At 42.7% G+C, this 25,634-nt stretch carries 24 protein-coding genes; 5 read left to right on the top strand and 19 right to left on the bottom strand.

All coding sequences use genetic code 11. The features are described from left to right. Positions 1–29 precede the first annotated feature (29 nt). From QR721_RS04130 to QR721_RS04095, 8 genes are all read right to left on the bottom strand, one after another. The gene (locus QR721_RS04130) at positions 30–911 is read right to left on the bottom strand and encodes a ComEC/Rec2 family competence protein (RefSeq protein ID WP_348029210.1); all 882 of its coding nucleotides are present in this window, start codon (positions 909–911) and stop codon (positions 30–32) included. 120 nt (positions 912–1,031) lie between these two features. Further along, on the bottom strand, positions 1,032–3,164 hold the full coding sequence (locus QR721_RS04125; RefSeq protein ID WP_348029209.1) for an ATP-dependent Clp protease ATP-binding subunit: 2,133 nt from the start codon (positions 3,162–3,164) through the stop codon (positions 1,032–1,034). A gap of 308 nt (positions 3,165–3,472) precedes the next feature. Continuing rightward, the gene (gene pdaA, locus QR721_RS04120; RefSeq protein WP_348029208.1) at positions 3,473–4,261 is read right to left on the bottom strand and encodes a delta-lactam-biosynthetic de-N-acetylase; all 789 of its coding nucleotides are present in this window, start codon (positions 4,259–4,261) and stop codon (positions 3,473–3,475) included. A 56-nt stretch (positions 4,262–4,317) separates the two neighbouring features. Then, entirely contained in the window at positions 4,318–5,634 is a 1,317-nt protein-coding gene (locus QR721_RS04115) for a Na+/H+ antiporter family protein (RefSeq protein ID WP_348029207.1), read from the bottom strand. Between the two features lie 167 nt (positions 5,635–5,801). Then, positions 5,802–6,584 carry a YfkD family protein gene (locus QR721_RS04110; protein WP_348029206.1) on the bottom strand — a complete coding sequence of 261 codons (783 nt, stop codon included), beginning with the start codon at positions 6,582–6,584 and terminating at the stop codon, positions 5,802–5,804. Positions 6,585–6,665: 81 nt separating this feature from the next. Further along, positions 6,666–7,061 (bottom strand): OsmC family protein, encoded by a 396-nt coding sequence (locus QR721_RS04105; RefSeq protein ID WP_348029205.1) that lies wholly within the window; start codon positions 7,059–7,061, stop codon positions 6,666–6,668. Positions 7,062–7,213: 152 nt separating this feature from the next. Beyond that, entirely contained in the window at positions 7,214–7,903 is a 690-nt protein-coding gene (locus QR721_RS04100; protein WP_348029204.1) for an amino acid ABC transporter permease, read from the bottom strand. A 14-nt stretch (positions 7,904–7,917) separates the two neighbouring features. Then, the gene (locus QR721_RS04095) at positions 7,918–8,799 is read right to left on the bottom strand and encodes a transporter substrate-binding domain-containing protein (RefSeq protein WP_348029203.1); all 882 of its coding nucleotides are present in this window, start codon (positions 8,797–8,799) and stop codon (positions 7,918–7,920) included. Positions 8,800–9,028: 229 nt separating this feature from the next. On the opposite strand from QR721_RS04095, the gene QR721_RS04090 reads away from it, so the two are divergent. Further along, positions 9,029–10,981, top strand: coding sequence for a heavy metal translocating P-type ATPase (locus QR721_RS04090; RefSeq protein ID WP_431189529.1), 1,953 nt, complete (start codon positions 9,029–9,031; stop codon positions 10,979–10,981). Positions 10,982–11,021: 40 nt separating this feature from the next. On the opposite strand, the gene QR721_RS04085 is transcribed toward QR721_RS04090, so the two are convergent. Beyond that, the gene (locus QR721_RS04085; protein ID WP_348029202.1) at positions 11,022–11,333 is read right to left on the bottom strand and encodes a YtxH domain-containing protein; all 312 of its coding nucleotides are present in this window, start codon (positions 11,331–11,333) and stop codon (positions 11,022–11,024) included. Positions 11,334–11,636: 303 nt separating this feature from the next. Here QR721_RS04085 and QR721_RS04080 point away from each other — a divergent pair, with 303 nt between their 5' ends. After that, positions 11,637–13,007 (top strand): alanine/glycine:cation symporter family protein, encoded by a 1,371-nt coding sequence (locus QR721_RS04080; RefSeq protein ID WP_348029201.1) that lies wholly within the window; start codon positions 11,637–11,639, stop codon positions 13,005–13,007. 55 nt (positions 13,008–13,062) lie between these two features. Here QR721_RS04080 and QR721_RS04075 read toward each other — a convergent pair whose 3' ends face one another. Further along, on the bottom strand, positions 13,063–13,737 hold the full coding sequence (locus QR721_RS04075; RefSeq protein ID WP_348029200.1) for a CAP domain-containing protein: 675 nt from the start codon (positions 13,735–13,737) through the stop codon (positions 13,063–13,065). A 427-nt stretch (positions 13,738–14,164) separates the two neighbouring features. Between QR721_RS04075 and mreBH the strand changes: the two genes are divergently transcribed. Together mreBH and QR721_RS04065 are read left to right on the top strand one after the other, a co-directional pair. Beyond that, the gene (gene mreBH / locus QR721_RS04070; RefSeq protein WP_348029199.1) at positions 14,165–15,172 is read left to right on the top strand and encodes a rod-share determining protein MreBH; all 1,008 of its coding nucleotides are present in this window, start codon (positions 14,165–14,167) and stop codon (positions 15,170–15,172) included. A 239-nt stretch (positions 15,173–15,411) separates the two neighbouring features. Next, entirely contained in the window at positions 15,412–15,873 is a 462-nt protein-coding gene (locus QR721_RS04065; protein ID WP_348029198.1) for a hypothetical protein, read from the top strand. A 48-nt stretch (positions 15,874–15,921) separates the two neighbouring features. Here QR721_RS04065 and QR721_RS04060 read toward each other — a convergent pair whose 3' ends face one another. The 8 genes from QR721_RS04060 to rraA form a co-directional block, all read right to left on the bottom strand. Beyond that, complete coding sequence (locus QR721_RS04060) at positions 15,922–16,065, bottom strand: hypothetical protein (RefSeq protein ID WP_348029197.1); 144 nt, start codon at positions 16,063–16,065, stop codon at positions 15,922–15,924. A 116-nt stretch (positions 16,066–16,181) separates the two neighbouring features. Beyond that, entirely contained in the window at positions 16,182–17,234 is a 1,053-nt protein-coding gene (locus tag QR721_RS04055) for a C45 family autoproteolytic acyltransferase/hydrolase (protein ID WP_348029196.1), read from the bottom strand. A 41-nt stretch (positions 17,235–17,275) separates the two neighbouring features. Beyond that, a complete protein-coding gene (locus tag QR721_RS04050; RefSeq protein ID WP_348029195.1) occupies positions 17,276–19,171 on the bottom strand; it encodes an ABC-F family ATP-binding cassette domain-containing protein in 1,896 nt (631 codons plus the stop codon). Positions 19,172–19,180: 9 nt separating this feature from the next. Next, positions 19,181–19,381, bottom strand: a complete 201-nt coding sequence (locus tag QR721_RS04045) for a hypothetical protein (RefSeq protein WP_348029194.1) — start codon at positions 19,379–19,381, stop codon at positions 19,181–19,183. Between the two features lie 76 nt (positions 19,382–19,457). After that, entirely contained in the window at positions 19,458–20,570 is a 1,113-nt protein-coding gene (gene ribA / locus QR721_RS04040) for a GTP cyclohydrolase II (RefSeq protein ID WP_431189513.1), read from the bottom strand. Between the two features lie 77 nt (positions 20,571–20,647). Next, complete coding sequence (gene ribD, locus QR721_RS04035) at positions 20,648–21,727, bottom strand: bifunctional diaminohydroxyphosphoribosylaminopyrimidine deaminase/5-amino-6-(5-phosphoribosylamino)uracil reductase RibD (RefSeq protein ID WP_348029776.1); 1,080 nt, start codon at positions 21,725–21,727, stop codon at positions 20,648–20,650. Positions 21,728–21,871: 144 nt separating this feature from the next. Further along, on the bottom strand, positions 21,872–22,381 hold the full coding sequence (locus tag QR721_RS04030; RefSeq protein WP_348029193.1) for a GNAT family N-acetyltransferase: 510 nt from the start codon (positions 22,379–22,381) through the stop codon (positions 21,872–21,874). Positions 22,382–22,505: 124 nt separating this feature from the next. Further along, a complete protein-coding gene (gene rraA, locus QR721_RS04025; protein WP_348029192.1) occupies positions 22,506–22,985 on the bottom strand; it encodes a ribonuclease E activity regulator RraA in 480 nt (159 codons plus the stop codon). A 130-nt stretch (positions 22,986–23,115) separates the two neighbouring features. On the opposite strand from rraA, the gene QR721_RS04020 reads away from it, so the two are divergent. Further along, the gene (locus QR721_RS04020) at positions 23,116–24,345 is read left to right on the top strand and encodes a glycoside hydrolase family 3 protein (protein WP_348029191.1); all 1,230 of its coding nucleotides are present in this window, start codon (positions 23,116–23,118) and stop codon (positions 24,343–24,345) included. A 53-nt stretch (positions 24,346–24,398) separates the two neighbouring features. Here the strand turns inward: QR721_RS04020 and QR721_RS04015 are convergent, their stop codons facing one another. Further along, the gene (locus tag QR721_RS04015) at positions 24,399–25,580 is read right to left on the bottom strand and encodes an MGDG synthase family glycosyltransferase (RefSeq protein WP_348029190.1); all 1,182 of its coding nucleotides are present in this window, start codon (positions 25,578–25,580) and stop codon (positions 24,399–24,401) included. Between the last annotated feature and the right edge of the window lie 54 nt (positions 25,581–25,634).

Below are 25,634 nucleotides of genomic sequence, written 5' to 3'. Positions count from 1 at the left end.
ACTCTCGGAGTGCATCTTTTTTTCGTTTTTCACTCTTTCCTCCAAAGGAAATCGAGAGGGTTTTTCTCCGGCATGATAAAATAATAATATCCGTTTGACCAAAGGACGGTACTTCCGAATGTTGAGGTAGAATAAATATGAACTTTCTCACGCTGAAGATTTCGTACAACACGAGATACAGGATGTCCATATCTATTCTTTTTACTATAAGTAAGCATGGCGACTTGAGGCTGAACAGCTTCAACAAATGCACGAGATGTGCTCGTGTTGGAGCCATGATGTCCGACTTTCAGAATATCCGCTTCAAGATCATACTGTTTCATGAGATCCCTTTCCTGCTCAATCTCCGCATCTGCCATGAACAGAAAGCTAATATCGCCATGATGCATCTTCAATACAATTGATGCTTCATTGTTGTCTTTTTTATTGCGATCAAACGTGTTGAGTATTTGGATAATCAGCTTGGAATCGATTTGGATGTAATCGTTTTGTTCTGCGATTTCAAACGGAATATTCTTTTTACGTATCAAATGGAGATAGTTCCTGTAAGTTCTCGTGCTATGCAGCTTTCCTGAATCAATGACCTTCTTCACCTTCAATTTCTCCAAAACTGGAATCAGCCCACCAATATGGTCGAAATCAGGATGCGTCGCAATAAGCAGATCAATTTTTCTAATCTCCTCTTTCTTCAAATAAGCTAGCAGTGCATCACCCGACTCCGGCGGTCCCCCATCAATCAAGATTGTGCGCTTATTCGGTGTCTCAATCAATATACTGTCACCTTGTCCAACATCAATGTAATGAACTTTCAACCCTCTAAGAAATTCTTCTTTGCCGATGCTCTCCACTTCTGATGGCATCAACACTCCTAATATGATGATTAAGGTGATACTGAGCTTGATTATCCTCACCTTTTTCCCTCTTTCCGCCGTTCTGTAATTTGCCTTGTCTTATGTATATGCATGAACCTGTCCGAGAAAAACAAAAAATCCCGCAAGGTCCAGACCTTGCGGGAGAATTAGCTAATCATATTAAGCTTTTGTCGCGACAATCTCGCCGTCTTTTACATCGACAAGAACTTGCTCAAGTTCTTCATGCTCAAGAATCAGATCTGTAAGCTGATCCTCGACTTTATCCTGAATAACACGACGGAGTGGACGGGCACCGAACTTGCGGCTGTAACCAAGAGAAGCAATTTCTTTCTTAGCCTGGTCTGTCACAGTCATAAGGATACCTTGCTCCTTCAAGTTTTTCTGCAATTTACCAAGCATGATATCAACAATCTCAAGCAAATGCTCCTCACTCAATTCATTGAAGCTGATAATTGCATCAAATCGGTTGAGGAATTCAGGCTTGAAGTAATTGCTCAATGTATCAAGCTGTGAAATGGACTCATGCTCTTCACTATTGAAGCCAACACTTACTTCCTTTACAGCAGTACCAGCGTTACTTGTCATAATGATTACAGCATCTTTGAAGCTGACACGGCGACCCTGTGAGTCTGTAAGGTGACCATCTTCCATAATTTGCAGGAACATGTTCTGTACATCTGGATGAGCTTTTTCAATTTCATCAAGAAGTACAATTGAATACGGATTGCGGCGAATCTGCTCAGTAAGCTGACCAGCTTCTTCATGACCAACATATCCTGGAGGTGAACCGATCAATTTAGACACGGCATGTTTCTCCATATATTCACTCATGTCAAGACGAATGAGTGAATCTCTTGTACCGAACATTTCTTCAGCAAGAACTTTTGTAAGTTCTGTTTTACCGACACCTGTCGGACCAACAAAGAGGAACGAACCGATTGGTCGTTCTTTCGCCTTCAAACCTGCACGGCTACGGCGGATCGCTTTCGCTACTTTATCGACTGCTTCGTCCTGTCCGATTACTTTAGCGGACAAATTCTTCGCCAAATCTTTCATCTGTGCCTGTTCATCTGCTTGCAACTTAGTTACAGGGATGCCAGTCTTCTCTTCTACAATGAGCTGAATATCTGAGATATCAACATCAATTACTTGCTCTTCGTCTTTTGCTTTTTGCAATTGTTTCTGTAGCTGGATTTCCTGATAGCGCAAGTGAGCTGCATGTTCGTAATTTTCTTCCTCGGCTGCTTTTTCTTTTTCGGCCTTGATTTCCTGTAGACGCTGTTCAATAGAGATTGAATCTTTGTCAGCGTTCTCAAGGTTAAGACGAGAACCAACTTCATCCATCAAGTCGATTGCCTTATCCGGCAAGAAACGATCTTGGATATAGCGATCGGAAAGTGTAACAAATGCTTTCAAGACTTCATCTGAATAACGCACTTCATGGAACGCCTCATAACGATCCTTAATCCCTTTCAAGATTTCAAAAGCTTCTTCAGCTGTCGGCTCTTTAACGATAATCGGCTGGAAGCGACGTTCAAGGGCAGCGTCTTTTTCAATCTGACGGTATTCTTTCAATGTTGTTGCACCAATCACTTGAATTTCTCCACGTGCCAAGGCTGGTTTCAAAATGTTTCCTGCATCCATTTGAGAGCTTTCAGCAGTTCCTGCACCGACTAGAAGGTGGATCTCATCAATGAAGAGAATAACATCATCACGTTCTTCAAGTTCTGCGATCAATTGCTGCATACGCTCTTCAAATTGGCCGCGAATTCCTGTACCAGCAACAAGTGAAGCGACATCAAGCACATATACTTTCTTACCAGACAATTTATGCGGAACTGAACCTTCTACAATCTTGAGTGCGAGCCCTTCAGCAATAGCTGTTTTACCTACACCAGGTTCCCCAATTAGAACTGGGTTGTTCTTGTTTCTTCTATTCAATGTTTCGATAACACGCTTTACTTCGACATCGCGACCGATGACAGGATCGATTGTTCCTGATTCGGCAGCTGCAGTTACATTTTTAGCGAGCTGCTCAAGCAGACCATCTCCACCGCCAGCAGCTTGCTTCTTCGTTTTTGTTTTAGCTTTACTCTGGCCGTTGTTTTGGAAAAACTGACTTGCAAATGCGTTATCACCAAATGCAGGACCGCCGAAGAGGCCTCCTTGCATCATTTCATTTTGCAATTCTTTATAGCAGTTCTGGCAGAGATGCATTTGCATTTGCTGATTGTTGATTTTCATCATCATATTAATGTTAGCTTCATTTACACCACATTTTTGGCATTGCATTATGCATTCCTCCTATTATTAGAGAGTCAAGTGTGCGGAAGTCATATTTGACTTTGACTAACTTTGACTATAATTTGATTATACTCTTGCTTTTCAACTTTTGCAACACATTTGATCAAACTTTTTTATATTTTTTTGACCTTAATAACTTTTAGTCAAAGTGAGTTAATCTGACCTTCTTTGACTATACCCGCATTATACTCTGACCTTTTCTGACTTTCAACTATTTTAGTCAAATGTTTTTAAATTAATTCTGACCTATGTAAAAAGGGGAGAATCGTATTCGAATTCTCCCCTTCTTTTCTCCGTTATAAACCTGCCGCACCTTTGGGCAGAATGTTTTTGAGCATTAGATCATCCAGACTTTTAAAAGTATAGCCCTGTTTCTTCGCGTCCGTAATGACTTGCTTTAACGCATCAGCATTATCAGAAGAGACCGTGTGCAGAAGGATAATTGCTCCCGGATGCAACTGCGACATAATTTCCTTATGTGCGTATGCTCCTCCCTTTTGCTGATCTGTCTTCCAATCCGCAAAGGCCAATGACCAGAATACATGTGTATAACCCAATTCTTTCGTCCACTGCAATGTGTTTTGGCTGAAAGTACCTCTTGGCGGACGCAAATACTGCAGTTCTTTCTGGTCTGTGATTTTTGCTACAGCCGCTTCCAGTTCATCAAGTTCCTTTTTTATTGATGTTTTAGAAATGATTGTGAAATCAGGATGATGATATGAATGGTTTCCTATAATATGTCCTTCCTTCGCCATCCGCTTAACGAGATCTGGACGGTCCTTCACATAATGCCCCGTTACGAAAAACGTTGCCGGAACTTTTTCTTCCTTTAATACATCAAGAATGTCAGCAGTATGTCCCTGCTCATACCCATTGTCAAACGTCAGATAAATATCCTTGTCCCCTGAATGATCTGCATAATAGGCACCATATTTTTCAAGAATTTCTTTATACTTGCCGACTTCTGGAACTTTATGATCATTGTTTCTTGAGTAGCCCCATCCGAATCCGCTTGCCTCGACATTCACAGAAAACAAAAAGGCAAGGCAAACAAGGACGGGGATTAGATAAGAAAGTTTCTTCATCTGAACCCTACCTTTATTTTTACCTTACCTTTTGCAAAATCCATTTTGTTTATTCATTAGAACATGATTGCGCCAACCCAACCAAACACGAGAAGCGGAATATTATAGTGCAGGAAAGTCGGCACACATGTATCCCAAATATGATTATGCCTTCCGTCCGCATTCAGCCCTGCTGTCGGTCCGAGTGTACTATCTGAAGCCGGGGATCCAGCATCGCCCAATGCACCGGCTGTTCCGATCAGGATTGCAGTCGCAAAAGGACTGAAACCAGCTGCGATGCACATTGGCACGTAAAGAGCAGCAATAATCGGGATTGTACCAAATGATGAACCGATACCAATCGTAATAAGCAAACCGATCAGAAGCAAAATGAAAGCCATGAATACCTTATTATCAATTCCTGGCATGTTTGCTGATACTTTAACAAGTGCATCAACGGCACCTGTATCTTTCAAGATTGTTCCGTATCCGGACGCTGCGAGCATTACAAATGCAATAAGCCCCATCATTCCGATTCCTTCTGAAACAATTTTATCATTTTTACGGAAAGGAACCGCTACGAAGACAAACATGCAGAGAATACCCGCAAGTGCGCCAGCGACAAGACTCTTCGTCCAAATCTGGATACCAAGCGCTGCGATAATGGCGATAATAGTGAAAAGATGTTGTCTCGTAAAACCAGCCTTCGTTGAAGCAGCAATTTGCTCCTCAGCTTTTTTCAATTCAACTTTAAGACCTGATAAGTCACGGTCTTTGCGATATGTGATAAATACAGCGATAAGCAATCCAACTATCATCCCCGCACCTGGTATAAGCATTGCCTTAGAAACATCTCCAAGAGCTAGAGAAAGACCATTACTGTTCAATCCTTCAAGGACAATCTTCTGGAAAACAAGTCCGAAACCGACAGGCAGCATGATGTAAGGTGCCTGAAGACCGAAAGTAAGCGCACAGGCTACTGCACGTCTATCAAGTCGCATTTGGTCAAATAGTTTCAACAATGGCGGTATCAAAATAGGTATAAATGCAATATGCACTGGAATCAGGTTTTGCGAAAGGCAGGCAACACCTGCAAGCGCAAGTACCATCATTGTTTTCTTTCCCGTCAACACCTTGACGAGTACATTTACAAGTAAAGTTGTAATTCCGGTATAACCGATTGCTACAGCAAATGCTCCGAGCAATATATAACTGAGCGCGGTTTCCATTTGCCCGCTCATTCCATCAATAAACATGCTTATAGTATCTGTAATATTCATTCCTGACATAAGGCCTGCTACAAGTGATGCTACAACAATTGCAAGGACTACATTGATTCGCATCAGACTCAGCACAGTCATAATCAGAACTGTTACGACTACGATCCATTCCATTTAATCTGCTTCTCCCTTCATGCTTGTTCAACTGCAATTATGCTGTCGAAGCATTTTGATGCTATTTATTACTTTACTATGATAAAGCAATAAAGGAGAAGAGGCAACCCTTTTTCCAAAAGAAAAGATGAATTCCACTATTACAGTGAAATCCATCTCATTCATCCTTATTTAATTTGCATCGTAAAGGAGATATGGTCTTGAACTGGTATCCAGCCGCCAATGCCTTGTTTTGTAACATTTTTGGCTACGAGATGTTTCTTGGATCCTTTTAGCACAAGATATACTTCACCAAATTGTGCTTCCCCACGTTCATTTACAGCGGCTCCATAGGCACTAAGCTGACCTATTTTTTCAACTGGAACGGCATATTCGTTGCTCGTTCTCGTGCCCTTCCCGAAAACAGCTTGTTCAGCTAGTGGCAGTTTTGTCTTCTTTTTCGCTTTGAGAAGCATCATCTTGCGCACGTCATCAGCATGGTTGATCTGATTCGTCAATGCACCTTTTACTTTTGCTTCGGTCTTTTGCATGTATTGGAGCTTTTGGGTCTTCTCGCTATCATAATTCCGAAGTTCATTCATATTGATTTTGCGGTACTGCCAGTTGACAGAAGTCTCTGCAGACTTGTACCCAAGTGCCCAATGGCCAAGGTAGATCTCTGCTCTATATCCGATTGCGACTGGTGATGGTTTGATCGTCGTTTCGTTCAACATTCGCACGAGCTCCGGATTTTCAATTTTGACCTCACTTGATTCGAGCAGTTCCTTTGTTTCTTTACTTGGCTCAACCACTTCCTGATCCGCTGCAGGGTTCGGGAAAGTGTTTTCCTTAGAAATGTTGAGAACATGGTTCGGCATCTTGAAATTATCTTTTGCTGATACTGCCGCTGGTGCTGCCATCAATGCAACGGAAATAATCAGGAAAGAGAGAGATTTTGCAATATATTTCATGTGGCTCAATCCTTTGCTTTTTCCTTTAGGATTGCTTGTCACATATATTTTATGCAGTTACTGCTTCTGGCATCATTTGGTTCATTTGCTCAGCTGAATGATTTCCAGACGTTCCTTAATATCAATACAGCCCTCAACCGTCCGTATCATGGAACAATTCTTCCGTGATAGTTCTAAATTTCTTTGCAGTTTTTCCGGACTGAGTCTGTAGCCTTTAACAATATAATGAAGTGTAATGCTTTCAATACTATTCGCTTTTAGTGCATTACGTTCTACGTCTGCACTAATAATCAGGTCTTCCACTTCCATGCGCTGCTTCTCGAGGATTTTCATAAATACGGAACCGGAACAGCCTGCAATTGAGGCAACCATCAGTTGAAACGGCCGATATCCATATTGGTTGTCTCCGGATACATCTAGCACACCGAAGCCGAGATCTGCCCGCATTCCCTTTTCTTTCATATGAAATTTAATCATTTTGATTCCTCCCTGTCTCTCTAATATGTATGCAGAAATCATGGTTCTCTCTTCCATCATACATTAAAACGTCCAAGAATGCGCTTACAACTATGTTTTTAATACAAAAATTTGTATAGCCTAAAAAAGACATCCGTTAAATTCGGATGTCTTTAAAGAAACTTGCTGAATCGTTTTTCAAGCCGCTCCTGTACTACTGAAATGATTACACATAACGGCCAGTATATGAGTGCAGCGAGTATATATACAGTCATCGTATCATAGGTCCTGCCTGCAACCATTTGTGCTTTTTGGAACAGATCCGGAATTGTGATGACAGCTGCAAGTGATGTTGCTTTAAGCATATCCATAAACACATTTCCAAGCGGTGGTATTGCTGTTCGCACCGCCTGGGGCATGATTACTTTCCACATTGTTTGGATCCAGCTTAAATTCAGTGCCCTTCCGGCTTCCCATTGTCCTCGGTCAATGCTGTTGAATGCCGCCCTGTATATTTCTGCAATAAAGGCGGCACCTGTTAAGCCAAAACCGAGGCAAGCCGAAACAAAAGCTGTCAGCTCGAGCCCCAGCATTGGCAGACCGAAGTATAGAATGAACAGCAAGACGAGAACAGGGATACCTCTGAAGAATGATATATAAAGCCTCGCCGGCCACCGGAGCATTTTCATCTTCGCATTGCGGGCTGCCGCAAGGATAAAACCGATGACCAGTCCAATAGCCATACCTATCACAGTAATAATAATCGTGATCGGCACACCACCAAGAATGAACGGCAAATAGTCCCATGCAAGCTGAAAATCAAAAATATTCGCAGGATCGAATTTCGAAGGATCGAATTTCACAATAATTCTTCCCCTTAAAGTTCAAGTCCTTTTACTTTTGGAATATCTTCTTTCGGTTTCTCTGTCGCATCTTCTCCATAGAACTTCTTGGAGAGCTTCGCCAATGTTCCATCTTCCTTCATATCGGCAAGTGATTCATTTACCTTCTTTTGCATCGTGCTTGCATCTTTAGGCATAATAAGAGCTGTTTCAGTCGGATTGAACTTCAATGTCGGATGAAGATGAATATCAAACTGAGGGAACGCCGCTACTCCCATTTTGCATAGGAAGTAGTCATTGATGACTGTATCTGTGCGCCCGTTGTTCACGTCGCGCAAATAAGCCTCATTCCCCGCATTGCCATAAGTAACAACTTTTGCTCCATAATGCTCAGCGATTTGGCTGTATACAGTTGTTGCACCGCCACCCGCTTTCTTGCCTTTCAAATCTTCAAGCTTCTCAATTCCTGAATTGTCTTTTTTACGGACTACCATTGTCGTCCATGAATATTTGTACGGTGTACTGAAATCGAATTGTTCTTTACGCTTGTCCGTAATTTCGATGTCGTTAGCAGCAATATTGATACGTCCGCTCTTTATTGCCGGAAGCATGCCATCTATACCCATGATTTCAAATTTCGGTTTCAAGTCAAGACGTTTCGCAACTTCACGTGCAACCTCAACATCAAATCCTGTAAGTGAACCGTCTTCTTTCTTTTCTCCTTCATAATAAGAAGCAGCAGCAAGTGTACCGGATGTCCCGATGACAAGTTCCCCGGAATCCTTAACTTTGCTCCATTCTTTATCCTCTTTTTCTTTGGAAGTACGATCGCTTCCTTTATCATCGCTGCTATTACCGCAAGCGGCCAATGCAATGACGGTCATTGCTGCAAGCAGCAGCATAAGTACTTTCTTCATTCCCTTTCCCTCTTTCCTGTATATTCTGCTAAATGATTCAAAATTCAATTGATTATATCAATTATTACCATTCCCTTCAATAAGACCGTGAAATAACTGTCGAAAATTCTCTAATTTACTGTTTGACTTTTTATAGCGTTAATCATATTATAATACATATCAATTTATAATAATTCTAAATAAGAAAGATAATCATTATCAGATAACAAGGAGGCGTTTTAATATGGAATTGAAAGCTGGAATGGAGCATGTTCAAACTGAAAAACAGGCAACAGAGAAAAAACAGTATTGGAACTTCCGCGAGCACGCTGAACTCATTGCTGCAATTACAAGCGGCCTGCTCATCTTGATTGCTTGGGTTTTCAAAGATAATATGAACCACACTGTTTGGATTGCCTTGAACTTATCGGCTTTTGCCATCGGTGGTTACGCCAAAGCTAAAGAAGGTATTACCGAAACCATCTCTAATAAGGAACTCAATGTAGAGCTGCTCATGTTCCTTGCAGCTATCGGTTCTGCCGCAATCGGCTATTGGACAGAAGGTGCACTTTTGATTTTCATCTTCTCCCTCTCCGGTGCACTCGAGACTTACACAATGAACAAAAGCAACAAGGAGATCTCTTCTTTAATGGAACTTCAGCCCGAGCAGGCATTGCGCATAAGCAATGGAAAGGAAGAAATCATACCTGTTTCCGAACTCGAAATCGGTGACTTGATTCTTGTCCGTGCGAGTGAACGTGTTCCTGCTGATGGTGTAATCGCACGCGGACTCTCAAATATTGATGAAAGTGTAATTCGCGGTGAAACATCGATTGACGAAAGTGCAATTACTGGAGAATCTGTTCCGGTACCGAAGAGTATTGATAGTGAAGTTTATGCTGGAACTGTAGTTCTGGACGGTACTCTTACAATAAAGATTACAAAACCAGCAAATGAGACGCTTTTCCAGAAGATTATTCAAATGGTGCAATCCGCTCAAGAAGAAAAATCACCGTCTCAATTGTTTATTGAACGTTTCGAAAGCACTTATGTGAAAACCGTCCTTGCTATCGTTATTTTGATGATGTTTGTTCCTTACTTCGCTTTCGGCTGGTCATTCACTCATAGTATTTACAGGGCGATGATTTTGCTCGTTGTTGCTTCACCTTGTGCTCTTGTTGCATCAATAATGCCAGCAACACTGTCCGCAATCTCCAACAGTGCGAGACGTGGCATACTTTTCAAAGGCGGTGTCCATCTTGAAAATCTCGGGCATGTAAAAGCAGTAGCTCTTGATAAAACAGGCACACTTACAAATGGCAAGCCGCGTGTTACGGATTTTCATGTTAAGGCTGGTTTAGATAAAAATGAGGTTGCCGCCATTGCCGGAGCCATTGAAAAAGAATCAACACATCCTCTTGCTGAAGCCATCACAGCTTATGGCAGTGATTATTCAAGGAACGTACAATTTGAAATTGAAGATATGCGCACAGAAAGTGGAAATGGCGTAAGAGCAACTGTAAACGGAGATCTATGGAAAATCGGCAAGCCAAAGTATGTAGGAAGCGAAGAAAGTGCAGCCTTCAACGATGGAATAGCAGAGAAGCTTCAATCCCAAGGAAAAACTGTCGTTATCGCTAAACGAAATGATGAGATTGTTGCGCTGTTCGCATTGCAAGATACAGTAAGAACAGACACAGTTCAAGCGATCAAAACCCTTAAGAAACAAGGAATCAAAACTTATATGCTTACGGGTGACAATGAAATGACAGCACGAGCCATTGCTGAAGAAACAGGTGTCGATGGCTACATTGCCGAATGTCTTCCTGATGATAAAGTTAATTATTTAAAAGATCTTCGTAAAAAATACGGACATATTGCCATGATTGGAGACGGAATTAACGATGCTCCGGCACTGGCTACAGCAAATGTTGGGATTGCGATGGGAGAAGGTACAGATATCGCCCTCGAGACAGCAGATGTCGTCCTTATGAAAAATGAATTGTCCAAGATTCCTGATGCAATGAGCCTCTCTACTCGTATGAACCGTATTGTAAAACAAAACATGTTCTTCTCAGTAGCCGTAATTGCATTGCTTATTGCCTCGAACTTCTTCCAGGCAATTGACCTTCCGCTTGGTGTAATTGGCCACGAAGGCAGCACCATTCTTGTCATTCTGAACGGTTTGCGCCTTCTTAAATAAGAAAAAGCTGCCCCTTGCAAGTGCATGGGGCAGCTTTTTCTTATTTAACAGCTTCTATTCTTGGCGGCTCCTGACGTCCGCTGCTTGTAATGCTTGCCACTGTACCTTCAATCTGTTCAACAGCATTCATGACATTCCCAGCTTGCTTGTCGACGTTGTCGGCAAAATCACGGAAAGCCTGACGCGCCAACCCAATTGAAGCAGATGGCTCTCTCATGCAAATCGTTGCACCAAGCTTAACTTGATTCAGCTTGTCTTTCGCATAGGCGCGGACACTGGAATCAGACAATGCTGTAAGACCTCCAACAACTGCTCCGATGAGCATTCGTGTCATTAATTTTCTATTTGCCATGCAAAAACACCCTCCTTCATTCCTGCTAATCAACCGAGGCTCATTTTAAAATGCCCGGCACAAGCATGATCTATAACCATTCTACAGGAAAACCCGTTTCCAAACCAAATTTTGGACACATATGTATGTAACATTAATGAAATTAATCTAAATTTTCAAGAATTATAGTAGAGAATTTAGGGAATATGTAGCATAATTATTAAAACCCGGGACTTGTCACTCATTATGGTGAATAATGGTTTGATTTTTAGTGACATGCGGTTTTTAGGAAAAGCATACAACTTACAAAGGGGGTTAATCAACATGAATTTTGAAAAGCTACTTGACACAGTCAACGGTTTTGTTTGGGGCACTCCGACTTTGATTCTTATTGTCGGAACAGGAATTTACCTGACATTCAGATTAGGTTTCCTGCAGTTCATACAGTTGCCGTACGCTTTAAAACTGGCCTTCAGTCCATCAAAACAGGACGATAAGTCAGAAGGTGACATCAGTCATTACCAGGCGCTGACAACCGCAATGGCCGCGACCATTGGAACCGGTAACATCGTAGGGGTTGCAACAGCAGTTGTTCTCGGGGGACCTGGTGCTGTACTCTGGATGTGGATTACCGCGCTCTTCGGGATGGCAACTAAGTATGCTGAAGCCGTTCTAGCGGTAAAATACCGTGTAACGAATTCACGCGGAGAAATGTCCGGCGGTCCGATGTATTATCTGGAACGCGGTCTGAAAGCGAAATGGCTTGGAATTTTGTTTGCTCTCTTCGGTTCAATTGCCGCATTCGGCATTGGAAACATGGTACAGGCAAACTCCATTTCTGAAGCTGTAAAATCAATGTGGAACATCCCTACATGGGCCACAGGCGCCATCATGTTTGTACTTATTGCTCTCGTAATTCTCGGAGGTATTAAATCCATCGGGAAAGTAACAGCATTCTTTGTGCCAATCATGGCTTTATTCTATCTCATCGCTGGTCTCATCATCATGTTCATGAATCTAGAACTCATTCCTAGCACCATTAGCTTGATCTTCAATGATGCCTTTACAGGTAAGGCAATTGGAGGCGGTATTCTTGGAACTGTAATCCGTTACGGAGTTGCCCGCGGGGTATTCTCCAACGAAGCGGGTCTCGGTTCAGCACCTATTGCTGCAGCAGCAGCAAAAACTGACTACCCAGGACGCCAGGCACTTGTTTCCATGACGCAAGTATTTATTGATACAATTATCGTCTGTTCCATCACAGGCATTACAATCGTCATGGCAGGCAAGTATAATAGTGGTCTTGAAGGCGTAGGACTTACTTCTGCTTCATTCGAGCACTTCATCGGCCCTGCTGGGGGATATGTCGTTACACTTGGCATTATCTTCTTCGCCTTCTCAACAATTGTCGGCTGGTCCTACTATGGAGAAAAATGTTTCTCCTATCTAATCAACGACAAGGCTGTTCCTTACTACCGTATCGCATTTGTATTGGCGGTTATCTATGGAGCTATCGAACAGCTGGATGTCGTATGGAGCATTGCTGATACAATGAACGCACTCATGGCTGCACCAAACCTCATCGGTCTTCTTGGCCTTTCTGGAGTTGTCGCATATGAGACGAAACGATTTATGAAAGTAGCTAAAGAAGAAAAGGCAAAAGAAAAAGCAGCCAAAGCAAATCGAACTGCATAAATTAAAAGAAGACCGACAGATCCAAATATGGAGCTGTCGGTCTTTTATTTTCTGCTTATTTTCCGATGAATTGCTGTGTCCAAATATTACCTGATGATACGTAGCCTACACCAATATGAGTGTAGCTTGCGTTCAAGATATTCGCACGATGGCCTTCACTGTTCATCCAAGCATTTACAACTTCTTCAGGTGTCTTTTGCCCTTTGGCAATATTTTCACCTGCAGATTTGTATGTAATGCCGAACTGCTTCATCATATCAAATGGTGAACCATACGTCGGGCTTGTATGTGAGAAGTAGTTCTTCTTCTGCATGTCTTCTGACTTAGCACGAGCTACTTTGCTCAACGCAGGATCAATTTGCAATGCTTTTAGACCGCGGCTTGTTCTTTCTTTATTCGTCAACGTAACGACTTCCTGCTCAAAAGCGCTGATATTTGATTGAACGTTGTTATCACCAGCAGGCTTCTCAGGTGTTGCAGATGGTTTTTCCGGTTGTGTAGACGGCTGTTGAACCGGTGTTTGCTCACTCGGTTTGCTCACTACAGGATTTAATACTGGTTTATTTACCAGGTAGCACTTCTTCTTGTAATGATATGTCGAGCATTTGTATGTATATTTATAGCTCGTCTTTGAAGCTGCATGAGCTTCATGTTGATTCAATAGGCTTGAGCCTCCGAACAACAGACCGAGTGACAAACTTGCTGCAATCGTCAATTTTCCCTTATTCATGTTAATCTCATCCTTTCCTGCCGTTTTGGCAAATTGATCATAGCACATATTTTTTGTAACAATTGATGCATAATCTTCCAGTATCTCTTTTTGAGTTTCCCGCTACCTGCAAGCTCAATGTGAATTCCGTATTCCATCAGGGATTCGGTTAATTTTACATTTTTACCCAAGCTTCCAGTATGGGGATGTGATGGAATTATTTTTACAAAAATGCTTATTGACAGTATTTTTGGATGTAATAAATATTACAGAACAAAGGCAGTATGTAACAAATCTGTTACTAGTCCCCGGGACACTTGCCATCCTTCCTATGAAACTAGTATTCTTTACATGTAAGTGGTGTCGCATTATGTCGCACCCCGCAAATAAGCTGTTTTTCCGGAATTATATGCAAAGATGAAATAAGTCTTATTGGAGGAACCTTTACATGTTATCTCACTCTGAAATCGGTATCGATCTTGGTACTGCCAATATCCTCATTTACACTGAACAAAAAGGGATCGTCCTTAACGAGCCGTCTGTAGTCGCCATAGATGTAACAACTAAAGAAGTCGTCGCAGTGGGCAACGAAGCAAAATTGATGATCGGTAAGACACCACAGAACATCATGCCAATTCGTCCTTTGAAAGACGGCGTTATCGCAGACTATGACGTTACAGCTCAGATGCTCAAAGCATTCCTAAAAAAGACGAGCAAGATTATCGGCACTTCCCTTAGAAAGCCTACAATTGTCGTATGTACACCTTCTGGAAGTACATCTGTAGAGCGTCGTGCCATTCATAACGCAGTTGCAAGTTATGGAGCTAAAAATGTCCATCTTATTGAAGAACCTGTTGCTGCCGCTATCGGAGCAGACCTGCCTGTCGATGAACCGATTGCAAACGTTATAGTAGATATCGGAGGCGGAACTTCTGAAGTCGGTATCATCTCATTCGGCGGTGTCGTTTCATGTAATGCTGTCCGTGTTGGTGGCGACAAATTTGACGAAGAAATCATCCAATATATACGTAAGAAGTACAACGTCCTTGTCGGTGAAAGAACTGCAGAAAATATAAAAATTGAAATCGGCAATGCTGATCCTGACCATGAAGAAACAAAGACTGATGTTCGTGGCCGTGACATGGTGACCGGACTTCCGAAAACCGTGGAGATCTCCTCCAAAGAAATCCATTCGGCAATTTCAGAATCTCTCGAACAAATACTTGAAGCGATCAGAGCTACACTTGAAAATTGTCCTCCAGAACTAAGTGGAGATATCGTTGATCATGGTATCGTACTCACAGGTGGTGGCGCCCTTCTGAACGGTTTGCAGCAATGGCTTGCGAAAAAGATTATCGTACCTGTGCATATCGCACCGAACCCACTTGAATCCGTGGCAATCGGTACTGGACGAGCGGTTAAAATGATTTCTAAATTGCAAAAAGCAGCTAGATAACCAAATCAGAGTATCCAACTCAGTTTTTGAGAAGGATGCTCTTTTTCTTTTGAAATTCATGGTAATCACTATTGCCTTTTCTTACCTGAAGCACTATAATAAGTACATAATATAAAGAGTTTAAACAACTTGCTTCTTTCCTCTTACACCACAACATACTTCTTTTCTTACCTTGCTCATTTTTTAACAAAGTGGACTGCAATTTGTCAAAACTGAATAGTATTGAAGGAGATGATCATATGTATCTTGCATTGGGTTTGGTGGTCTTTTTCGGTATCTTCTATACACTTGGGCGTCTGGAAAGAAAGCGCAGAATGCTCTATTTCCGCAATGTGCTGAAGATTTTCCACAATGAACAGAATGAGATCCATATCAATGAAAAGACGAAGGTTCTCATTAGTGATCCAGTACCTTATGGTGATACGGTCAAGTACGACATTAACGTTGTATTTGAGAATGTTACAGTTGAACAGATTTCACTTGCCCACAAGCTAAGCAAAGATGAAACAGTTACGTTCAAAGGGCCCTGGAAACACGACATTTATGAAGTGCTTCGCAATAAATACGCATACTACACTGGCTTGAACAAACCGGACAATGTCGTTGAATTCAAATCAGACAATGTCGTTCAGCTTAAGTCCAAAGAAGAGCTATACGCTGACCGTTATAAGAAATTCATTGCTACACGCGCCTACAGTTAATATCCGCATACTATATCTGCATGGCATGTAAGGACGAAATAAATTGGTTCAGAAATATTCAAAGAGCAAAACTCCTTGAGTATTTCCCTTTTGGAAAAAGTTGAAATCGTTTACACCCTCTTTTTCAACAAAACCTGCCAATAATCGCTCCGCATGCAACTCCCTCTTTAAATGCATTACTTCATTCATCATGATTCCCACATCATGAGCGCAACTAAAAAGCCTGCCATATCGGCAGGCTTTTCCCATGTTATATTTAAGATTAGCGTTTATTCCTCTTCTATACGAGCCGCTTTCGCTTTTCTAAATCACTTAACATTTTCGTCTTGGCTTAGGAATCCTAGTGTTGTGTCGACTTGACCTTGGAATGTTTCAGCTTTAAGGTCTTCACCCTGCAGCCAGGCGTTGAAATCAATTTCTTCTGGTTCCTTGTCACCACCAAGAGAAAACCAGGCTTTCATTTCCATTGGAAGGTACCCAGAAGTATGAATTGTTCCAGACCAATTACGATATTCATCGGAGAATATCCCCTTATCGGAATCGTTCAGCATTCGAAATGCAGACCGGGCATCCATATCAGGAACGTTATTTTGGCGGATAACATCCATCCGTTCCTTGGATTCACTTAGTACACGCCTGTTTTCATGCTCAAGCCGCTCAAAATGATTCGTGCACATATTCGCTTCTCTTATATCTACTGTACGCGGGGTTGCTTCCACAACATATGAAGTTCCTGTTTTATCAAATAATATATAACTGAAAGAATGTCGGTGTGGGATTTCTGCCAGAAGATCAGCAGCTTCCTCGGCAGTTTTGCATGATTCCAGTATGATTCTGCCAATTGCATTGCAAATGAATCCGTCACCAGGAATTTTACGATGCATGAAGTTATACCCCATTGCCAGACCATGCTCATTCATGCCATCCATCCGCCCCGTGATCCGCTGAGAAGGCCCAATCATTGCATTGCCGCCATCAGAAGGCTGATATAGTGTGTATCGTCCTTCGTACGTCTTCGGGTGGTAATCATAGTTACGGATCAGATAGTCTTTCCCTGTAATGGTTGAACAACCGCTTTTGCCCATTTCATTTCGGTAGCCTCCGAAATCCTGCAGTATGTGCTGGAGCGGCCATTTAAGTGCGTCCTGCAGACCAATCAGCTCGTCCCACAAAAATGGTGCATAGCGAGTAATTGCTTCTTTTGCTTCCTGCTCATTGATTTCAAAACGAGGCTTGCGCAGGCGCCATTGTTTTTCCCTATTTTCAATTGTGAGGGAGTCGACAAGAAGCTCTCCCTGCATAAGCCCGTAGTCATAATGACTCCCTCTGAACTGGATCACGTCCGTATAAATTTGTTTCAAATCTGACACCCCTCTTCTTTGTCGATGCCATTTCTTCTTAACTATTTCTTATTATTCTCAAGCTCTTCAACAAGGAGAGAGAGTTCTTCCCATCTTTCCATTTTTGCTTCGAGCTGCGTTTCTGCTTCTTGCTGTTCTCTATACAAATCCTGCACCTTGCCAGAATCACTTCCGGCGGCTGAAATCGCCTCAGTCAATGATTCAATTTGTTCCTCAAGGCCCGCAATTTCATCTTCAATAGCGTCCCATTCCTTCTGGTCTTTATAGCTTAATTTGACAGGTTTTTTATTTGCTGTTTTTTGACGTGCAGGTGTAGCAGCCTTTTGCTTAGTTTCTTGTCGCGCTTCTTCCTGAATGTCCTCCAAATACTCACTGTAATTCCCGTAGAATTCTTTGACTTTTCCCACACCTTTGAACACAAGCAGTCTGTCAATAACCCGGTCAAGGAAATAGCGGTCGTGAGAAACAGTTACGATGACGCCGGGGAAATTCCCGAGATATTCCTCGAGTACGCCGAGTGTTTGTGTATCAAGATCATTCGTCGGCTCATCCAGAAACAGCACATTCGGCTCTGTCATGAGGACTTTCAACAAATAAAGCCTGCGTCGCTCTCCACCAGATAATTTACGAATATACGTATATTGTACAGAACGCGGGAATAAGAAACGCTCCAGCATTTGCTCAGCTGTAATTACTTCTCCATCTTTAGCATGGATGACTTGGGCTGTTTCTTTTATATAATCGACGACGCGCTGGTCGCCGTCCAGCTCTTCATCCCCTTGAGTATAATAGCCGATTTTCACTGTCTCGCCAGTCTCAATTTCACCTGCATCCGGCTTGATTCGTCCGGCCATCATATTGAGCAATGTCGTCTTCCCTGCGCCATTTGGACCAATGATTCCGATTTTATCGCCCGGCTTTAATAGATAGCTGAAGTCATGGACAAGCTCTCGATCAGCAAATTCCTTCTTCACATTGACCAGCTCAATGACTTTTTTTCCAAGTCTTGTCGATCCAACTTGGAATTCAGCCTCATCCTTCTTCGTATTGAAGGTCTTATCCTGCATCTCTTCAATTCTGCCAATTCGTGCTCTCTGCTTTGTTGAACGGGCTTTTGCTCCACGGCGCAGCCAGGCAAGCTCTTTTCGAAGTGTATTTGCATGTTTTTGTTCACTGGCACGTTCCTCTGACTCACGTTCTGCTTTCTTCTCTAGGAAGTACTCATAATTCCCTTCGTAGGAATAGAGCTGTCCAAGATCAAGTTCCCAGATTCGGTTCGTCACACGGTTAAGGAAATACCGATCATGGGTTACAAGAAGCAATGCGCCAGGATAATTGGCCAAATACTTCTCTAGCCATTCTACTGTTTCATTATCTAGATGGTTTGTCGGCTCATCAAGGATTAGCAAGTCAGCAGGCTGAATAAGCGCCTTTGCAATCGCAATACGTTTACGCTGACCTCCTGAAAGCTCGCCGACTCCTTTATCGAAATAATTGACACCAAGTTTCGTAAGGACTGTCTTCGCCTGAGCGTTCGCATCCCAAGCTTCCAGATTGTCCATCTTTTGCTGCATTTCCAGCAGATGGCTCTGAGCATGACTGTTATCGGGCTCTTTTTCCAGATACTGAATAGCCTTTTCATATTCACGCATTGCCTGCATGATTTCAGCGTCTCCATAGTAAATCTGTTCAATGACAGTCAGATTCGGATCAAGGTCCGGATCTTGCGCCAGATATTCAACACGGTAGTCTTTGCTATGCTTGATTTCACCACTGTCAGGCGAATCAATGCCCGCAATGATTTTCAGAAAGCTGGATTTACCTGTACCATTCACACCGATCAGACCAATACGGTCTTTCTCTCTTACCGTACCGCTAATATTTTCAAACAGGACTTTGTCGCCGTATGATTTATGTAATTGTTCAACTGTTAGCATATATCTCACCTATTCCCCACGGTTGTTGTTCAACTTGCGTTTCTTCGCAAATTCCTTGATTAGCAATACAATCAGGAGCAGCATCCAAGAAGTTACTATGTAAAAAATCGTCTTGCTTGATTCTGAAAGTTCTTTGAAGAAGAAAAGCATCCCGAGCCAAATTACTACGATGGCCATCAATTGATAGGACAAAAATTTAACCGGCTGCAAACCGACTCCCCCTTAATATGTATTGAAGGAGCATGAGACAAACATAGCCTGACACATGCTCCCAAGACCCGCTCAATCAGGAATGTAGATTAAGCAAATGGCCAAACTTATGCAATTTTGTTTCCATATAATGCTTATTGTTCTCATTCAAGCCTGTCTGTAGTGGGATACGCTCAATGATGTTGATTCCGTATTTCTTAAGTTCAGAGATCTTGTCTGGATTATTCGTCATTAGCTTGACCTCTCCAACACCCAAGTCTTGAAGTATCTGAGCTGAAAGATGATATTCACGCGCATCCGCCTTGAAACCAAGCTCAAGGTTCGCCTGATGTGTGTCGCGTCCTTCATCCTGAAGTTTGTAAGCGCGGAGTTTGTTGATCAGCCCGATGCCGCGTCCTTCCTGTCTCATATAGATAATGATTCCGCGTCCCGCCTCTTCTATTTTTGCAAGAGCAGCATGAAGCTGAGGACCACAGTCACAACGATGTGAGCCAAAAATGTCCCCTGTAAAGCACTCAGAATGAATTCGTGCCAAAACCGGCTCTCCGTTCGCTATATCTCCTTTTACAATGGCGATATGTTCTTTATCATCCAAATCATTGGAATACCCAACAATTTGAAAATCACCGAAAGCACTAGGCAAGACTGTTTCAACTTCTCGAACAATATGGTTCTCGTGCCCTTTTCGATAATCGACCATATCCTGTATCGTAATTGTACTCATATTCTCTTCAGAAGAGAGTTCACCTTCACATACAGCAAGATATCCAGCTGGAACGGCTCCCGCAAGCTTCGCAAGGTCAACAGCTGCCTCAGCAAGCCCTTCTGATTTGAGTACGCCTCCATCTGCAGCTGCAATAATATCCACCGGACTTGATGCCAAGGAAATTGGTTCCTCTCCAGCGCGATGGAGCAACTTATCTGCATATGCGATAATCTGTTGTGCTGATGCTTCCCTTACTGCGCATGATTGCTGAGACAAGGCCGTTTTATAGCCAAGCTGCTTCGCCATATGTGCACTGAGTACAAGCTGAATGTCTCCGAACAGATTTTTAAACTTACTTAATTTATCAAAAGCTGCCTGATCGGCAAGCATAAATACAGCGGCTTTTCCATTTGTTTCATCACGGATTATAATTGAATTGCCAAGTTTTAGGCTTGCTGCGACTTTTTCCACGGATAATGCCATGTCCCCACCCCTAATTCATTTAATTATTTACTATTAATTCAATTAATCTTTAAAACGTTTGGACAAAAATGGAGTTTTTAAACTACTTTAGGTTTGGCGACAATTTTAAGATCTGGACCGATTTTTTCAAAAGTTTCAATAACCAGTTCCATTGATTCTTCAATACTGGCAAAACCCCTGCCTGCAAACACAGTTGGCGCTTCTCGCCCTCCAATTAGCTTCGGTGCAAAATAAAGGATAACTTGATTGAACAGTTTCGCTTCCAGGAAAGATGCATGGATTGCCGCTCCACCTTCCACGTAAAGTGTCATAATTCCCTTTTCACCGAGCGTTCGGAGTACCGTCTCAACAGTGACTTCTTCCTCTTCCAGTCGAAAAATCCGAACACCTTCATGATTAGCAAAACGCTCAATCTTCTCATCAGAGACTGCATTACTTGTGAAGATCCATGTTTCAGCTTTTTGGTCTGTTACAATTACAGCATCTTCGGGGGTATTAAGCCTCGTATCCATAATGATGCGCAGAGGATTCCTACTGCCTCCCGGGATGCGGGCTGTCAGACTCGGATTGTCCTGAATTACGGTATTGACCCCGACAAGTATGGCATCGTGTTTATGTCTGTCACGATGAACATCGACTCGCGCTTCACTGCCTGTGATCCATTTGCTCTCCCCTGTGTGCGTAGCCGTTTTACCGTCGAGACTTGCTGCTGTCTTTAAAGTAACATACGGCATTTTAGTGCGGACATAGTGGAAAAAAGCCTCATTCACCTTCAAAGCCTCTTCTTCCAAGACCCCAACTTCGACTTCTATACCGGATTCCTGCAATAAGGCAATTCCTTTGCCAGCTACAAGATCATTCACATCCTTGACTGCTACAACGCATCTTTTAATACCGCTTTTTACGATTAGCTCTGCACAAGGCGGGGTTTTACCATAATGGCTGCACGGTTCCAGTGTCACATAGATTGTTGCACCTTTTACACGTTCACCAGCCATATTGATCGCGTGGACTTCCGCATGCGGTCCCCCAGCCTTTAAATGTGCACCGAAGCCAATAACTTCTCCGTCTTTCACTACTACTGCTCCAACAGGCGGGTTCGGACTCGTCTGCCCTGCTACTTCCTGTGCCAGGTTCAAAGCCATTTTCATATACATTTCATCTGTCTGAATCAACAGCCTCATCTCCCGAATCATCATTTCCGGCTGAATAAGCCGAAAAGCCCCTGAGTGCTTCAGAGGCTTCTTTTAACAATCTTCATCTATGTTTCGTTTCAAATCATTCTTATCCCTATTATACCACTATGCATTCAAGACGGGCAAATCGCTTGTTCCCTCTTTAACAGGGGTTAGTTCCTTCTCCATCCAGGCGACATCAAGAGACACACCATTCAGTTCAAGGATGCTTTGATTATACTTTGCATAGCCGGCTGACATATACAGTTTCATATTCTTCTCCATGTTCATACGGACTTTGCATTGAATCTTCTGCAAGCCGTTCATTAGTGCATAATCTTCCATTTCCGCCAGTAACGCCCGAGCCACTCCACGACGTTGAAATTCAGGAGCTACAGAGAGACGGAAAAAGTAGAGCGCATCCTCTTTCAATTCAAAACGGACAACACCACAAGGAACCCCATCCATATAGGAAATCATCGCTCTTTCCCCGTTATTCAGGTCATTGGCTACCGACTGTTCCGTTTCATCCAATGCCGATGAAGAAGCAGGCATATTCTTATATTCTGTAAAAGCGCGGATCATGAGATCATGAATAATCTTTGCATCCTTTGCTTCAGCAATTCTGATATTCATGCAGTATCGTTCCTTCCTCGAAAGTGTAGCTCTACTATACACGATTTTGGAATAGGGCTGTCAATAGATTTTGCACATTAAAAAACCGGAAATATTACGCAGCTGCGCAACTTCCGGTTTCTCGTCAATCCAGTTTTCTCTGGGCAATCACAACGCCATCGCCATCCGCATAGACGTAATGGCCAGGACGGAATTCAGCATCCCCTATTGTCACCGGAATTTCCTTATCCCCAAGTCCTTCTTTACGGCTCTTGAGCGGGAAGCTTCCTAGAGCAAAGACACCGAGGTCCATCTTGCCAAGATCTTCTGTGTCGCGAACACAACCATTGATAATGACTCCTGCAAGATTGCGCTTAACTGCTATCTCTGCAAGCATGTCCCCCATCAATGCACGCTCTCTGCTTCCACCGCCATCAACGACGAGCACATGTCCTTCAGGGATTGTTTGAAGCGCTTCTTTTACAAGCACGTTATCCTCGAATACTTTAACCGTTGAGATAATGCCGGAGAACGCCTTTTTCCCTCCATAAGACTGGAATGGCTGCTTGCAGATTGCCAGTTCTTTTGCAAAGTCATCACATAGATCAGCTGTTTTAATTGTCATTTCAACCGCTCCTTCCAATTCGTCGTTTCACCCGCTCATTATAGCAATTTTGCAAATTCATTTCACTAACAAAGAATTTGCTCACTCAGAGAAAAACATTTAAGATAACGTACGAAAGGAACTGTTGCCAATGAGGAAAAAGCTTAAATGGATTTCCATATCAATATTCATCCTTCTAGCACTCGTAAGGATTGCTGCATACTTCATCGATTTGCAATCGAATGAACCAGCCCAGCCGAACAGGAATGAGAAGACTGAGGTTACAAATTCCGTGCCTAAGGAACAGCCTGAAAACCGCTCAATCCCAGAGATTGTTAAATCAGAGGGAACTTCTAAGGTTAGAGCCAAAGCCATTGTTGATGCCATGTCTTTAGAGGAAAAAGTCGGACAGCTTTTCTTTGTCGGTTTCCAGTCAGCAGAACCCGATGAACAAATTCGTGATCTAATTAAAAAAAGACATATCGGCAATGTCATCCTATTTGATAGAAATATGCAGACAAAGCAGCAAGTCAAGGGACTGAATGACAAGCTTCAGAAGATGGCGATGGATGATAACGGTCTCCCGCTTCTAATAGGCGTTGATCAGGAAGGCGGCGATATCACACGGATGCGCGGCCAGATAGATCCGATTCCTTCTCAACAGAAGCTTGGAAAAGGTTCGGACGAGACTGTTCTCAAAACGGCACGTCATACAGGGAAGGAACTCTCTGAAATGGGGTTTAATACGAACTTTGCCCCTGTCCTCGATCTCTCTGCATCTGATTCACGTTCCTTTGGTACAGGTCCAGAGAATGCTTATCGCAAAGGAGCCGCCGTCATTAAAGGTTTCAATGAGAATGGTATTACCGGGGCAGTAAAGCATTTTCCAGGAAACGGCCGGAGCAGTATTGATCCACACGAAGATACTTCTTCAGTAGAGGTGGATGCGAAGGAGCTCGAAAAGACAGATGCCTTCCCATTCAAGAAGATGATTGAGGAAGAAAACCCTGACAGCTTCTTCGTCATGGTTACACATATTAAATATCCGGCATATGACAAAGAACGTCCAGCAAGTCTCTCACCAGTCATTATGAAAGATGTTCTACGTAAAAAATTCGGCTATGAAGGAATTATCGTAACAGATGATTTTGAAATGGGTGCAGTCAGCAAATATTATCCATATGGAGAAATTGGTGTGAAGGCACTTGAAGCTGGAGCAGATTTAATTATGATTTGTCATGTTTACGAACATCAGACTGAAATGTACGACGGTGTCATCAAAGCCGTAAAGAATGGGACACTTCCAGAATCTCGCATTGACGAAGCCGCAACAAGAGTAATCGAGCATAAGCTGAAAATAAGCAAGGATCAATCTAAATAACGCAACATACAACAAAGACGTGTTTCCCTACTTATGGGAAAACACGTCTTTTGTCATTCTTGCACGGGAAAGAGGAATCCGGCCTTACTTCCGACTTCCATCACTTTTTCTGTTTCGGGTTCAAGCAATCTGATGATGAACCTAAATACCTCATCATCACTTTTCAAATCTATTGCATCGCGATAACGCGAAACAGCTTGCTGGAATCGGTGCATTCTTGTTTCGTCCATGAGTACATGACGCAACTGGCTTTCGATTTCCTCACGCGGCTGTAATTCAAATACAAGACCGTGCGGAACAAGGTAATCCATATTGATTTCTTCCTGACCAGGCAATGCTGAATGGATGAACATTGGCAAGCATTTTCTTAAACCTTCACTAACAGTTACGCCGCCGGGCTTCGTTATCATCGCATCCGCACAATCATACAGATCATTCATCTCACTCCGCGATGAAATATATGGCAATGCTTCGATATGCTCCAGGTTCCATGCCTCGATTTCGGCATGAAGCCGTTTATTATGACCACAAAGCACTTTGAAATGGAACTGCTGCGATTGCTTCAATTGTTCGAACAAATTGTCTATTCGTCCAATCCCGCTGTTACCACCCGCAACGAGGACAATCGGATGTTCCGAATCCTTGAATGCGGTAATATCCCGGCAGTCCGTCCTCTTGATTTCCGGATGGACTGGAATACCTGTCACTGCCATTCCCCTAGGCTTTGGATGATTTCTCTCCAGATTTTTCTTTGACTGATCTGTTGGAAGCAAATGAGCATCGATGCCATCCCTTCCCCATACACAATTAATGAACAAGTCAGTATACGCATTAACAACAGGCACATCACATTCTCCACGCATTTTAAGCTTGCTTATTATGCTTGAAGGGAAGCTGTGTGTACAAACAACAAGGTCCGGCTGTTCCCGTTTCAAAATTTGGCGCATCTTCCGCATGAAAAGTGGCTGATACCATTTAAATTGATGTTCATTTGAAATCGAATCGTAGAAAAGATGCTTGTACACAAAATCATAAGAAGCAGGTGCATGATGAATCCACTTCATATATCCTTCCGAAATCATCTTTTCCAAAAGTGTATTTGTTTCTGTAATTAAATCAATTTTCTTCATTTCTGCATCCGGCAACCGTTCACTGAGCAAATCCATTAATGCTTCGGCAGCTTGATGATGGCCAGATTGCATGCGCAAATGAGGGAAAAATAATATTTTTTTCATACCCTCCAACTCCTCTTTATGCCTGATTGTTCAGCAGCTTCGTCTCTGTTTCTT

It is taken from the genome of Aciduricibacillus chroicocephali (assembly GCF_030762805.1).
Taxonomy (GTDB): Bacteria; Bacillota; Bacilli; order Bacillales; family Amphibacillaceae; genus Aciduricibacillus; species Aciduricibacillus chroicocephali.
The sequence above is the reverse complement of the archived record's forward strand: the minus strand, read 5'-3'. Positions and strand labels throughout refer to the sequence as shown.